General features: G+C 71.0%; 12 protein-coding genes and 1 tRNA gene. 12 read left to right on the top strand and 1 reads right to left on the bottom strand.

The window, feature by feature from the left end; translation table 11 throughout:
- Nucleotides 1–55: 55 nt before the first annotated feature.
- From ABT297_RS10185 to ABT297_RS10165, 5 genes are all read left to right on the top strand, one after another.
- A complete protein-coding gene (locus tag ABT297_RS10185; protein WP_350547012.1) occupies nt 56–433 on the top strand; it encodes a hypothetical protein in 378 nt (125 codons plus the stop codon).
- Nucleotides 434–451: 18 nt separating this feature from the next.
- On the top strand, nt 452–856 hold the full coding sequence (locus tag ABT297_RS10180) for a YjbQ family protein (RefSeq protein ID WP_350547010.1): 405 nt from the start codon (nt 452–454) through the stop codon (nt 854–856).
- Between the two features lie 60 nt (nt 857–916).
- Entirely contained in the window at nt 917–1,360 is a 444-nt protein-coding gene (locus ABT297_RS10175) for an NUDIX hydrolase (protein WP_350547008.1), read from the top strand.
- A 62-nt stretch (nt 1,361–1,422) separates the two neighbouring features.
- Nucleotides 1,423–3,993 (top strand): thiamine pyrophosphate-dependent enzyme, encoded by a 2,571-nt coding sequence (locus ABT297_RS10170; protein ID WP_350547005.1) that lies wholly within the window; start codon nt 1,423–1,425, stop codon nt 3,991–3,993.
- Nucleotides 3,994–4,100: 107 nt separating this feature from the next.
- The gene (locus ABT297_RS10165; protein WP_190257925.1) at nt 4,101–4,532 is read left to right on the top strand and encodes a DUF3052 domain-containing protein; all 432 of its coding nucleotides are present in this window, start codon (nt 4,101–4,103) and stop codon (nt 4,530–4,532) included.
- 549 nt (nt 4,533–5,081) lie between these two features.
- On the opposite strand, the gene ABT297_RS10160 is transcribed toward ABT297_RS10165, so the two are convergent.
- Nucleotides 5,082–7,652 carry an Hsp70 family protein gene (locus ABT297_RS10160; RefSeq protein WP_350547001.1) on the bottom strand — a complete coding sequence of 857 codons (2,571 nt, stop codon included), beginning with the start codon at nt 7,650–7,652 and terminating at the stop codon, nt 5,082–5,084.
- Between the two features lie 46 nt (nt 7,653–7,698).
- Between ABT297_RS10160 and ABT297_RS10155 the strand changes: the two genes are divergently transcribed.
- From ABT297_RS10155 to ABT297_RS10125, 7 genes are all read left to right on the top strand, one after another.
- The gene (locus tag ABT297_RS10155) at nt 7,699–8,157 is read left to right on the top strand and encodes a peroxiredoxin (protein ID WP_350546999.1); all 459 of its coding nucleotides are present in this window, start codon (nt 7,699–7,701) and stop codon (nt 8,155–8,157) included.
- 127 nt (nt 8,158–8,284) lie between these two features.
- Nucleotides 8,285–8,356: transfer RNA gene (locus ABT297_RS10150), tRNA-Val, on the top strand.
- Between the two features lie 253 nt (nt 8,357–8,609).
- Entirely contained in the window at nt 8,610–9,053 is a 444-nt protein-coding gene (locus ABT297_RS10145) for a DUF4279 domain-containing protein (protein WP_350546996.1), read from the top strand.
- Entirely contained in the window at nt 8,978–9,355 is a 378-nt protein-coding gene (locus ABT297_RS10140; protein WP_350546993.1) for a type II toxin-antitoxin system RelE family toxin, read from the top strand. Before ABT297_RS10145 ends, ABT297_RS10140 begins: the two co-directional genes overlap by 76 nt.
- A gap of 100 nt (nt 9,356–9,455) precedes the next feature.
- On the top strand, nt 9,456–10,031 hold the full coding sequence (locus ABT297_RS10135) for a hypothetical protein (RefSeq protein WP_350546990.1): 576 nt from the start codon (nt 9,456–9,458) through the stop codon (nt 10,029–10,031).
- A gap of 260 nt (nt 10,032–10,291) precedes the next feature.
- Complete coding sequence (locus ABT297_RS10130; protein WP_350546987.1) at nt 10,292–11,293, top strand: NADP-dependent oxidoreductase; 1,002 nt, start codon at nt 10,292–10,294, stop codon at nt 11,291–11,293.
- 166 nt (nt 11,294–11,459) lie between these two features.
- On the top strand, nt 11,460–12,836 hold the full coding sequence (locus ABT297_RS10125) for a phenylacetate--CoA ligase family protein (RefSeq protein ID WP_350546981.1): 1,377 nt from the start codon (nt 11,460–11,462) through the stop codon (nt 12,834–12,836).

Below are 12,836 nucleotides of genomic sequence, written 5' to 3'. Positions count from 1 at the left end.
CGGGACGGCGACTCTACAAGTATTCCAGGCTCCGCGGTCGGCTACGGTGCGGCCCGTGCCCGAGAACTCGTCCTGGTGGTTGCTGCTGCCCTGCGGCATCGTCGCGATCGCGCTGACGGTGGCGGTCGCGGCCGTCGTGCTGGCGATGCGCAGGGCCACGCGCCCGGTCCTTCGTTCCTCCGCCGGCGAGGACGCACCCCGCCGGCCCGTCGGGCATGCCGGCAGCCCGTTGGACGGCAACTGGACGCCGGACAATTCACCGTACAACGCCGCAGACCCGAACGCCCATCAATCGGGCCACTCGTCGCACGGGCATGATCACTGGCAGAGCCACGGGCACACCATCCACCACGACTCCGGATCGTCGTCGTGGAGCCACTCCGGGTCGTCCGGGGGCGATTCCGGCTCCTCCCACCATCACCACTCGGGCTGAGGCTGCGAGACTGTGCCGATGCGCACCGAGGTGATCACGGTCCGGACCGGCTCCCGGCCGGTCGTTCGCGACATCACGGAGGAGGCGGCCCGGTTCGTCGCCGGGCAGGGCGACGGCCTGCTGCACGTCTTCGTCCCGCACGCCACCGCCGGCGTCGCGCTCATCGAGACCGGCGCCGGCAGCGACGACGACCTGCTGCGCGCCCTCGACGACGTGCTGCCGGCCGACGACCGCTGGGCCCACCGGCACGGCTCCCCCGGCCACGGCCGCGACCACGTGCTGCCGGCGTTCATCGCCCCGTACGCGACCCTGCCGGTCGTCGGCGGCCGGATCGCCCTGGGCACCTGGCAGTCGGTCTGCCTCGTCGACCCCAACGGCGACAACGCCACACGGCAGGTCCGTTTGAGTTTTCTCCCCGCATGAATGATTGTGTGAACCGTGTGTCGGAGCGCCCCTGGCCGGGCCCCGCGTAAGGATTGAGTCGTGATCGAGCGCCGTGTCGCCGTCGTGTTCCTCGTCGACCCCGAGGGACGGGTCCTCATGCAGCATCGCGACCGGCACGCGAAGGTCTCGCCGAACCAGTGGGCGATGCCGGGCGGCAAGATCGAGGACGGCGAGTCGCCGCGGGAGGCGGCCCGCCGCGAGGTCCGCGAGGAGACCGCGCTCGATGCGGGGGCCATCCTGCCGTACACCGTGCGCACCCGGGCCTCGGTGACCACCGCCGACGGCGAGGTCGAGATGCACGTCTTCTACGGCCCCACCGAGGCCACCCAGGCCGACGTGGTGCTCGGCGAGGGCCAGGCCATGGTGTTCCTCACACCCGCCGAGGCGCTCGGCCGGGATCTCGGCGTCACCGCCGCCCTGCTGCTGCCCGAGTTCCTCGCCTCCGAGGCGTACCGCGGGCTCGCGGACCGCGCGAAGGGGTAGCCGGCAGGTCCGAATCGCCGGGCGTAGCAGGCTCGGGTGGCATCCGGTGACCGTTTTCGGCCATGCTGTCGAGCGTGACCACCCCTCAGGATCTCGACGAGCGCTTCCGCGCCGAGCTCGCGGGGCTCGTCGCCGCAACGGTCAGCCGGGACCTCGACGAGCCCGTCCGCGAGGACACCGCGCTCACCGGGGAACAGGCCCGTGCTCTCTACGACGCCCAATCCACGAGCCGCCACCTGGACCTGGCCGCGCGCTGGCTGCGCAGCTTCGACGCCGGGTATTACACCATCGGATCGTCGGGTCACGAGGGGAACGCCGCGGTCGCGGCGGCGCTGCGCCCGACCGACCCGGCACTGCTGCACTACCGCTCCGGCGGCTTCTACTGCATGCGCGGCGGCCAGGTGGCCGGCAGCGACCCGATCCGCGACGTGCTGCGCGGCGTGGTCGCCTCGGCGAAGGAGCCGATCGCCGGCGGCCGGCACAAGGTCTTCGGCCACGCCGACCTGCACGTGATCCCGACCACGTCGACCATCGCCTCGCACCTGCCCCGCGCGGTCGGCGTCGCCTTCGCCCTCGGCCGCGGCAAGCGGCTCACCCCGCCCGGCGGCGGCCACGGCTGGCCAGCCGACGCCCTCGTCGTGTGCTCCTTCGGCGACGCCTCGATCAACCACGCGGCCGCGACCGCCGCGTTCAACACCGCCGGCTGGTGCGACCACATCGGGCTGAAGCTGCCGCTGCTGCTCGTCTGCGAGGACAACGGGCTGGGCATCAGCGTCCGCTCGCCCGAGGGCTGGGTCGCCGCCGCGCTGTCGAGCCGGCCGGGTCTGCGCTACTACGCCGCGGACGGCTGCGACAGCGCCGCCACCTACGACCGGGCCGCGGAGGCGGCGGCCTGGGTCCGGCGGTACCGCCGGCCGGCCGTGCTGCACCTGAGCACCGTCCGGCTGATGGGCCACGCCGGCGCCGACGCGGAGGTGGCGTACCGCTCGCCCGCCGAGATCGCCGCCGACGAGGCCCGCGACCCGCTCGTGCGCACCGCGCGGCTGCTGGTCGAGGCCGGCATGGCCACCCCGGCGGAGCTCATGACCCGCTACGACGAGATCGGCTGGGAGGTGCGCCGGATCGCCGAGGAGGTGCTCGGCGAGCCGAAGCTCGGCAGCGCCTCCGAGGTCACCGCGCCGCTCGCCCCGCGCCGGCCGGTGCGGGTGTCCCGGGCGGTCGGCGACGCGGCCACGCACCTGGCCGACGACGACCTGGCGACCGACGAGTTCGACGGCGAGCTGGACGACGACCTCGAGTTCGCCCCGGCCGCGCCCGCCGGGCCGCCGGTTCCGGCCGGGGAGCCGCTGTGGGCCGGCGCGGAGCCGCCCGGGCAGGACGCCGCCGCGGCGGACACCTCGACCGTGGCGGAGGAAGCCGAACATCCGGACGAGGCGGACGCATGGCCCGAGCCGACCCCGCCCGAGCCCGAGCCGGAACCACGGGCCGAAGACGGGCCGGAGCTCGAGCAGCGGCCCGTCTCCGGCACGCCGCGCAGCACCGGGGGCGGCCACCCGGCCACCCGCGCCGCTGCCTTCGACGGCAGGCTGCCGGAGCTGGCCGGCCCGCTCACCCTCGCCCAGACGATCAACGCCGCGCTGACGGACGCGATGCTGGCGTACCCCCAGATGTTCGTCTTCGGCGAGGACGTCGCGGCGAAGGGCGGGGTCTACGGGGTGACCAAGGGCCTGCGGGACCGCTTCGGCGGCACCAGGGTCTTCGACACCCTCCTCGACGAGACCAGCATCCTGGGCCTGGGGCTCGGCGCCGGCCTGGCCGGGATGCTGCCGGTGCCCGAGATCCAGTACCTCGCCTACTTGCACAACGCCGAGGACCAGTTACGCGGCGAGGCGGCGACCATGCAGTTCTTCTCGCAGGGCGCCTTCCACAACCCGATGGTGGTGCGCGTCGCCGGCCTGGCCTACCAGCTCGGCTTCGGCGGGCACTTCCACAACGACAACGCCCTGGCCGTGCTGCGCGACATCCCGGGCCTCGTGGTGGCCGCGCCCGCCCGCGCCGAGGACGCCGCGCCCATGCTGCGCACCTGCCTGGCCAGCGCTGTCGTGGACGGCAGCGTCTGCGTCTTCGTCGAGCCGATCGCGCTGTACCACACCCGCGACCTGCACACCGAGAACGACAACTGGTGGCTGTCCGACTACGCTCCGCCCAGCGAGTGGCCGGCCATCCACGTGCCGATCGGCCGCGCCCGGGCGTACAGCAACGGCCCGAACGACGACCTGACCATCATCACCTTCGGCAACGGCGTCCGGCTCTCCCTGCGCGCCGCCGCCCGGCTGACCGCCGAGGGCATCGCCTGCCGGGTCGTCGACCTGCGCTGGCTGTCGCCCCTGCCGGTCGGGGACATCATCAAGAACGCCTCCGACACCGGCCGGGTGCTCATCGTCGACGAGACCCGCCGCTCCGGGGGCGTCGGCGAGGGCGTGATCGCCGCCCTGGTGGACGCCGGATACGTCGGCGTCGCCCGCCGGGTGGCCGCCGTCGACTCGTTCGTGCCCCTCGGCCCGGCCGCGAATCACGTCCTGGTCTCGGAGGAACAGATCATCCAGGGCGCGAGATCGCTGCTCGCCCGGTAACTTGGACCGATAGTTTTTCGATCGCATCGGTGCGCCACTTGCGTTGATGGCCCGTACTGTGTGGACTACGCGCTAACAGTGGTTGTTGCGACAGGAGGCAGTGGACAGTGAACGCGACCGCGGGTCAGGCCGAGGTGAAGAGCCTGGCGGACCGGTTCGGAGTCGAACCGGGAATGGTCGTTATGGAGATGGGGTACGACGACGACGTCGACCAGGATCTCCGCGACGTCCTGATCGACCGGTGCGGGGACCTGGTTGACGAGGAGACCGACGAGGTCGTCGACGTGGTGCTGCTCTGGTGGCGTGACGAAGACGGCGACCTTGTCGAGACGCTCATCGACGCGCTCGGCCCGCTGGCGGACAACGGCGTGGTGTGGCTGCTCACGCCCAAGGCCGGCCGTCCCGGGCACGTCGAGCCCAGCGAGATCAACGAGTCGGCGCCCACCGCGGGGTTGCAGCAGACCTCCACGGTGAACGCGGGCAAGGACTGGACCGCGGCCCGGCTGGTCGCGCCCCGCGCCGCTCGTTCCCGCCGTTAGGCCTTGCCGGCCGCGCCCCTGACTCAGGCGCGGCCCGCACATAGTGTCGGTCGCGCCCCGGGGGCGCGGCCCGTATCTTCCTGGACTTCGTCGGCCACGCCCCGCGTGCCGGCCCGCCGCTACGCGGTCGGTTCGGGGCGTGGCCTTCGTCGGGCCCTTTGCCCGGCCTGCTTCAGGCCTTCCGCTCAGCCCTTTGACCGGCCGGCTTGGGGCCCTCTGCTCGGCCTTCTGGCCGGCTGGCTTCGGGGCCCTCTCGGAGGCGGGTGCCGCTACGCGGTCGGCCGGGGTGCGGGCTTCCTCGCGGCCTTTCGCCGGTCCGGTGCGCTGCACGCCTTTCGGCTGGGACGCGACGCGGGCTTGCCGGCGTCCTTCTACTCGTCGACGCCCGAGCCGCTACGCGATCGGCTGCACGGTCGACTGCGATGCGGACTCCCCGCGGCCTTCTGGGAGGCCCTCGCCGCCGCCGGAGCCGCTGCAGGTGTCCGGCGGCGGTCGGCCGGGGCGCAGGCCGCTCGCGGCCTTTGAGCGGCCTCACCGACGCCGGAGCCGCTACGCGGTCGGCTGGGGTGTGGGCTTCTTCGAGCTCGGGGCGGCCGATGGTGAGCCCGACCACGAGCTCGAGCTTGAGCTCGACGGGGTCGGCGTCGGAGAGCGCTTCGTCGCGGTCGCGGCGGTGCCCGGCTGCCAATCGCCCGGCACGAAGATCCGAACCTGCGAGAAGCTCGCGTCCGCCGTCTGGTCCGCCAGGGCGAACGCCCCCAGATTGATCTTGCCGCCGCGGATCTGGCCGTCGGTGACCGGCCCGAACCGCACGCCGTTGACGTACGCGTCGAGCTGGTCCGCCTGGATCTTGAAGGCCACGTACGGGTCGCCGCTGACCTGGACCGTCCACTCCTTGAGCAGCGAGTCGGGGCCCGGCGCCTTGTTGCCGAGCCGGTACAGCCGCAGGTGCCCGTCCGAGCAGTAACCCAGCGTGTACCCCTTGTCGCCGGTCCGCAGCCAGATCCCCGCGCAGCCGGCCGACGCATGGACCTTCGCCTCGATGCTGCCGTCGGTCATCGGCACGTCCAGCGGTGCCTTCAACGTGCACCCCGTCAGCGCCGGCGCCGCATCAGTCGTCACGCGCAGCCGGTCCCGGGTGGCGTCGCAGCGGCCGCCCTCGGACTCCTGCTGAGATTTCCAGAGCTGATCGACCGTGCCGAGATCCTGGTCCCGCCAGCCGTTGGGCACCCAGCCGGGCTCTCCCTCGCGGTTGTACGCCGGGATGGCCCGCGGCCCGTCGGCGGACTGCGTGTCGCCGGGCGAGTACGACAAGCCGTTGTTGCCGGCGTTGGCCTGCCCGTTGTTCCGGTTCTGGAACACCACGTATCCGGCCAGAGCCAGGGCCAGCACCAGGATGCCCACCAGCAGCGGCACGGCGACGTTGCGCCGGGCCCGCGCGGGGGCCGGCTCCTCCTCGCGGGGCTGCTGCGCGTACACGGCCGGCTGAGCCGCTGGCGACACGTACACCTGGGGCGGCGGGGCCTGCGGCACCACCTGGGGCGGCGGGACCGCTCGCGGGGGCGGGCCCGGCTGGACCATGGGACGCAGCGGCTGGGTGGCCTCCGCGTCGCCGCCGCGGGGCGGGCCGCTGACCGGGAACGCGCCCGGCGCCATCGGGCTGACCGGCGCGGCGCTGACGGGGCGCTGGCCGATCGGGGGCGCGCTGACCGGGTAGACGCCCTGCTGGAATCCGGCCGGGCTGACCGGTACCCCGCTGACCGGCGCGTGCGGGCTCCCCAACGGCTGGCCCTGCTGCGGATTCTGGGGCGCTTGGGGATTCTGTGGCGGCTGGAACGCGGCCGGCTGCTGGAAGGCGTTCGGCGGGTTCTGCGGGGCGGGGGTGGCCGGCATGGGCTGCACCGCCTGGGCCCCCGGCGCCGCCTGAGCGTATTGAGGGGTCGCGTTTTGAGGGGCCAGGCCTGCTTGGGGATTTTGCGCCGGTTGACCGCTGACCGGGATGTTTGCCGGACTCATGACGTTTTGCGGCGCCCGTGCCGGTTGGCGGTCGCCGACGTTCACCCAGGCGCGCAGGCTGCCCTCGCCGACGACCAGCTCCGGCTGCTCGATGATGGTCGGGGCGAGGCCGAGCTCGCGCTGCAGGAGGGTGGCCACGAGCGGCACCCGGCTGGAGCCGCCGACCAGGAACAGCCCCGCGAGGCGGTCCTTGTCCACACCGGCCCAGCGCATGACCGCCGCGGTCGTGCGCACCGTCTGCTCCAGCAGCGGCCGCGCCTTGTCCTCGAACTGCTCCCGGCTCACACTGACGTCGGCGGCCGCAATGGGCACGTGCAGGGCCGCCGCGGGCGTGCGCGAGAGCATCTCCTTGGCGATGCGCGCGTCGTCCCACAGCATGCGGCGGTGCCGCCGGTCCTCAGTGCTCTGCGGGCCGTCCAGGCGCGCCCACACCGCCGGGTCGTCGATCTGCCCGCGGGCGTGCTCGACGATCAGCGCGTCGAGGTCGAGGCCGCCGAGGTCGTCGATGCCGTCGACCGCGCGCACGTCGAACCCGTCGCCCGACCGGCTCACGAGGCTCGCGTCGAAGGTGCCGCCGCCGAAGTCGTACACCAGGAGGCCCTGGTCGCCGGTGAGCGGCTTTTGCAGTACACCCGCGAAATAATGCGCGGCGGCGACCGGCTCGGGCATGAGCGCGGGCTGGGGCAGCCCCGCGAGCTTGGCCCCCTCGACCAGCGCGAGCCGCCGGGACACGCCCCACGCGGCCGGGTGGGTCAGGGTCAGTTCGGCCACCGGCCCGCCCGCGACCCGGGTCGCCTCCTGCGCGACGTGCGAGAGGACGGCCCCGATCAGCGCCGGCACGGTAACCTCGCGGTCGCCGAGCAGCACGGTACCGTCGTCGATGCGCCGCTTGGGGCTACCCTCGAAGCGCGCCGGATCCACGCGGGCGGCGTGCACGGCATCGCGCCCGACCAGCAGCGCCCCGTCGGTCTGCGCGAAGACGGCGGACGGCAGCAGCGGCGAACCGTCGAACAGCAACGGCCGGACCCTCCCGTCCGGCCACGCGAGAAGCGCGACGGTGTGGGAGGTCCCGAAATCGATGCCGAGCCGCGGCCCTGCTGCCATGCGGGCGAGTGTAGGCCCCCGGTACGACAGGTGGCATATTCAAGGTATGACAGTGGATGTCGGAGATCCGGCACCGGACTTCGTACTGCGCGACCAGAACAACCAGGAGGTCTCGCTGGCCGATTTCCGCGGCCGCAAGGCCGTGCTCCTGGTCTTCTACCCGCTCGCGTTCACCGGCACTTGCCAGGGCGAACTGGGCGGCGTCCAGCACCGTCTCGCCGACTTCCAGAACGACGCGGTGCAGGTCCTGACGGTGAGTGTGGATTCCCCGTACGCCCATAAAATCTGGGCAGATCGGGAGGGCTACACGTTTCCGCTTTTGTCGGATTTCTGGCCCCACGGCGCCGTAGCCTCGGCGTACGGCGTCCTGAACGAGGCGAAGGGCTACGCCAACCGCGGCACGTTCCTGATCGACGCGACGGGCGTGGTCCGCTTCGCCGAAGTGGTCCCGGCGAGCCAACCGAGAGACCAGTCAGCCTGGCGTGAGGCGATCGCCACCCTTTGATCCCGGACACCGATGCCCCACTGACGCCCTGGCCACGGTACGGTCATGTGCCGGCACGTTGCGCCCGACTGGGTCGGGGGGACGGGTTTGGGTAACATCTGGGTACCCGTCCTCGGCAAGAGGGCAGGGGCGCGTAGCTCAGCGGAAGAGCACCCGCCTTACAAGCGGGGGGTCGTTGGTTCGAACCCAACCGTGCCCACAGGTTTAGAATCAGGCATCCGCGCAGCTCAGCGGGTGTCTCGTAGGGTCCGCTCGATCCGCTGAACACCCTCTTTTGACCGTGGTTCGCCAGGGCTTGGGGCATGTGGGGCACGCCGACCGGGCGATGCGTACAGGCTGCGCCAACGCCGTTCGGTGGCAAGCCACGCACGGTCGACTCGCCCGCGACGGCAAGTGGCCCCGCAGTGATCGTTCCGCCTCGACCCGGCGATGTTCGGTTGTAGATTGCCGCGGTGCGGGTTCGCCAGTATGTCTACTTCGCGCTGCGGTCCGAGCGGGTCTCCGCTGTGCAGATCGCACGGGAGATCGGCCTGGAGCCGGACGAGGTGAAGGTCCAGGGAAGCCGGCTCCCGGACGTGCCGATCCCGCGTACGCATGCCTGGCAGGTCTCCTGCCGGGACACCACCCTGTTCCTGCACGAGCAGATCAGCCGCGTGCTCGATCGCCTCGAACCGTACGCCGACCGCATCGGCGGCCTGGCGGCGCGACTCGATGCCGACGGGCCGGACGGGCCGGGCATCACCGCATGTCTACAGATTGTTCGGGAGTACACGCCTGCGGCCGCCGGCGAGGACCCGTCTGAGCCGAATCTGCTCGGCTGGTGGCTCGACCGCAGGGCCCTGGCGTTCCTGACCCGAACCGGCACTGTGGTCGACGTGGACGAGTACCACTTCTGAATGCACGCCGCCGCGTGACGCAACCCGCGGACAAGCCCGGGAGCGTCAAGCTCACCGGTCCGGCGCGACGCGCGCTTGAGACCGAACTACCGGAATCGGTGGCATGGGCGGCGTACACCTTCATCACTAAACGGCTGCCCACGAACCCACATCGGCTCGGCGGTGAACTGGAAGGTCCACACGAGGGTATGCGCTCGGCACACCTGGGCACGTACCGCGTGGTGTACCGGATCGACGAAGACGCCAGAGCGGTGTACGTCCTGTCGATCCGACTCCGCGGGGACGTGTACGGCGTCCGCTGACGTCGGCTGCAAGCCCGAAATACAATCTTGGCGGCATGAGGGGTGTGATGCGGTGAATGGCGGTGGGGCCGGGATATTGGGGCTGGAGGCCGCTCGACTTGTGGCGAGCTTCGACTTCATCGAGGTCCGTCCGGGGCTGACCGATGCGGAGTTCGCCGACATCGAGCGACGGTTCGGCTTCGAATTCGCCGACGATCATCGGGCGTTCCTCGCCGTCGGCCTGCCGGTATGGACACAGGGTGACGACGATCCGGAGCAGGCAAGCTGGGGATGGCCGGACTGGCGCGACGGCGACCCGGAGACGCTGCAAAGTCAGGTGAACTGGCCGACGACCATCGTCCGCTACGCAGTCAGCGATGGATACTGGCCGCGGGCCTGGGGACCACGCCCGGAGAGCCCGGAGGCGGCGGCAGTAGCCCTGGATGCGCGGCTCGCCGACGTTCCACGCATGATCCCGGTGTACGCCCACCGGTACCTACCGGCCGGCCGGGGCACCTCAGGGCATCCCGTACTGTCCGTTCACAGCCTGTCCGACACGATCTTCTACGGTCGCGACCTTGCTCACTACATCGGTCGTGAGTTCGCTGCCGACGAGTCGCGGGACGGCGAGGAGCCTTGGACCGCGGAGGCCACCGTCCCATTCTGGCGCGACTACGTGTCGGCTCGAACGAACTGACTGACGCGGTAACAGCCGCCGTGGACCCGGAACCCGTCGAGATTGCATTCCTGCTGGCAATAGCCACGCTATTGGCTATCAGATCGCTTACGGTGCGATCGATGCCCAGATGGGTCATGATGTGGCCGTTGTCGCGGTCGCGCCGGACCGGAGGCTTGAGGTCGTTGTCGCCGATCGGGTCCGTGCAGTTGTCGCGGTGGTAGCACGGTGATATTGCGGAGGGCCCGTACCGCACAAGGCAGCGAAAGCAGGTAGTCCTCATGCAGGCGTACGTATTGACCCGATACGGGGACGCGAGCGCGATGGAGCTGCGGGACGTCCCCGAGCCCGCGCCAAGCGACGGCGAGATCCTTATCCGCGTCCGAGCGGCGGGGCTGAACCCCGTCGACTACAAGATCCGCGACGGAAAGATGCGGCTGCTGAGCCGCCTCGACCTGCCCATGGTGGCGGGCAGTGAGCTGTCCGGTGTGGTCGATAGGATCGGCGCTGGTGTCACGCGTTTCGCGGTCGGGGACCGGGTGTTCGCCAGGGTGAACAAGACGAAGCTGGGTGCCTACGCCTCATTCGTCGTCGTGCACGAGACCCTGGTGGCGAAGATGCCGAAGGCGCTGGACTTCGCTGATGCGGCCGGGCTGCCGCTGGCCGGTTTGACCGCCCTGCAGGCACTGCGCGACGAACTGGCCGTGACCGCGGGCGACCGGGTGTTCATCTCCGGCGGAGCCGGGGGTGTCGGCACCTTCGCCATTCAGCTCGCCGTCTGGATGGGTGCGAAGGTGGCCACCACCGCGTCACCCCGTGGCGAGGCGCTGGCGCGGTCGCTCGGGGCCGAGACGGTCATCGACTACCGGACACAGGAGTTCAAGGATCTCCTTGCCGACTATGACGGCGCCTTCGACCTGACCGGCGGGCAGGACCTGATGAACAGCTTCGCCATCCTCAAGCGGGGAGGCAGAACGGTCTCCATCGCAGGGGTCCCCGACGCGACAACCGCTCGCGTGGACCTGGGCGCCGGCCCCCTGGTGACTGCCGTGCTGTGGGCAGCCAGCGCCAAGATCCGCCGCGAGGCCCGACGAAGGGGGGTCGGCTACCGGTACATGTTCATGCATCCCAGTGGGGAGGATCTCGGCCTGCTGGCCGACTTGGTAGACAAGGGCACGCTCAAGACGGTGACCGACCGAGTCTTCCCGTTCGAGCAGATCGCCGAGGCCTTCGCCTATCTGGAACAGGGCCACGCCAAGGGGAAGGTCGTCGTCCAGATGTGAGCCTCATTCCCCGGCTTTCACCAGATGCCATCCGAGCAAGTGACACATCTCAAGCAGGTGGCGGAGAGAGCGGCCCGCTCCGCGGAGGGTGAGTCGCCAGCAGACGGAGGGCGATCAGCACGCGTATGCGTCGTGCGCGCGGACGTGGCCGAGGCACGCTGGGCATATGTCCCACGAGGCCCGGAAGGCTGCTTACGAGCATTTGCGCGCAGCGCACTTGAGCGCCATGCGGGCCTCGCTCGAGGACCACGTGGCACGGCTCGAGTGGCCGCGCTCTCGTATCGAGCGCTACCGGACCGAACGACTGCGCTCGTTGCTCGCGTACGCTCGCGCGCGCTCGCCGTTTCACGCGGCCCGGATGGCCGACATCGACCCGGCCACGGCGACCGTCGAAGACCTTGCGCGACTGTCGCCCATGGTCAAGCAGGAGGCCCAGGACGAGTGGGACGCGATCGTCACCGCGCCCGATATCGACCGCGCCGGTGCCGAGCGGGTGTTGGCTCAGCGGCGTTGGTACTCCTACACGCCCGCGGGATACCAGATATTTAGCTCGGGCGGCTCGAGTGGCGTGCGCGGCGTGTACGTATGGGATTGGGAGCAGTTCGTAACGCTCGCCTGTCTCGCCTGGCGGTGGCAGGCGCGTGCCGAGCGTGCTTCCGGGTCAGGCATCCGCCCGGCCCGACTGGCCGTGCTGGAGGCCGGTGAGCCGCCGCACGCCAGCACGCCGTTGTTCGACGTCGCGACCTGGCCGTTGACGGAGACCATCGTGATCCCGGCGGCGGCGCCGTTCCACCAGATACTGCGGGCGGTGTCGGACGCCCGGCCGACCCATCTCGTGGGCTACGCCTCGGTGATCGGACGCCTCGCCCGTGCCGCGTTCGCAAGTGAGCTCGACATCCGGCCAGTCCGTGTGAGCACGAACTCCGAGCCGCTCAGCGAGGAGGACCGCCATGCGATCGACGCCGCTTGGAGCGTGCCCGTCCACAACCTCTGGGGCTCGACCGAGATCGGCGTCCAGGCGGTCGGCTGCGGCGAAGGGGATGGCCTTCACATCTGCGAGGACGAGGTCATCATCGAGCGGGTCGATTCGGCCGGGCGCCCGGTCGGCCCCGATGAGCCTGCCGCGCGCACGCTCGCCACCGGGCTTGCCGGCCGTACGTTTCCGTTCATCCGCTATGACCTCGGCGACGAGGTGACGCTGCTGCCCGGAGACTGCGCGTGCGGCAGCAAGATGCTGCGCGTCGCCGACATCGCCGGACGGCGCGACGACGACTTCCGTTACGGCGAGCGAATGGTCCCGGCAAGCGTGTTCCGGCACGTGCTGGGCACCGATCCGCTGATCTCGGAGTACCAGGTGCGTCAGACTTTGGGCGGAGCGGACGTGCTGGTGGTCGGGTCACCCGATGTCTCCGCGGTGGCGGCGGCGCTGGCCGCCTCGCTGTCGTCGTATGGCCTCCCTTCTCCCAAGATCAGCGTCAGTACCGTCGAACAGATCCCGCGTCACGCCTCGACAGGCAAGCTCGCGCGGTTCATCGGGCTGTGA

The sequence above is a fragment of the Dactylosporangium sp. NPDC000555 genome (genome assembly GCF_040300025.1).
Taxonomy (GTDB): domain Bacteria; phylum Actinomycetota; class Actinomycetes; order Mycobacteriales; family Micromonosporaceae; genus Dactylosporangium.
This window is presented reverse-complemented; position numbering and strand designations above follow the sequence as displayed.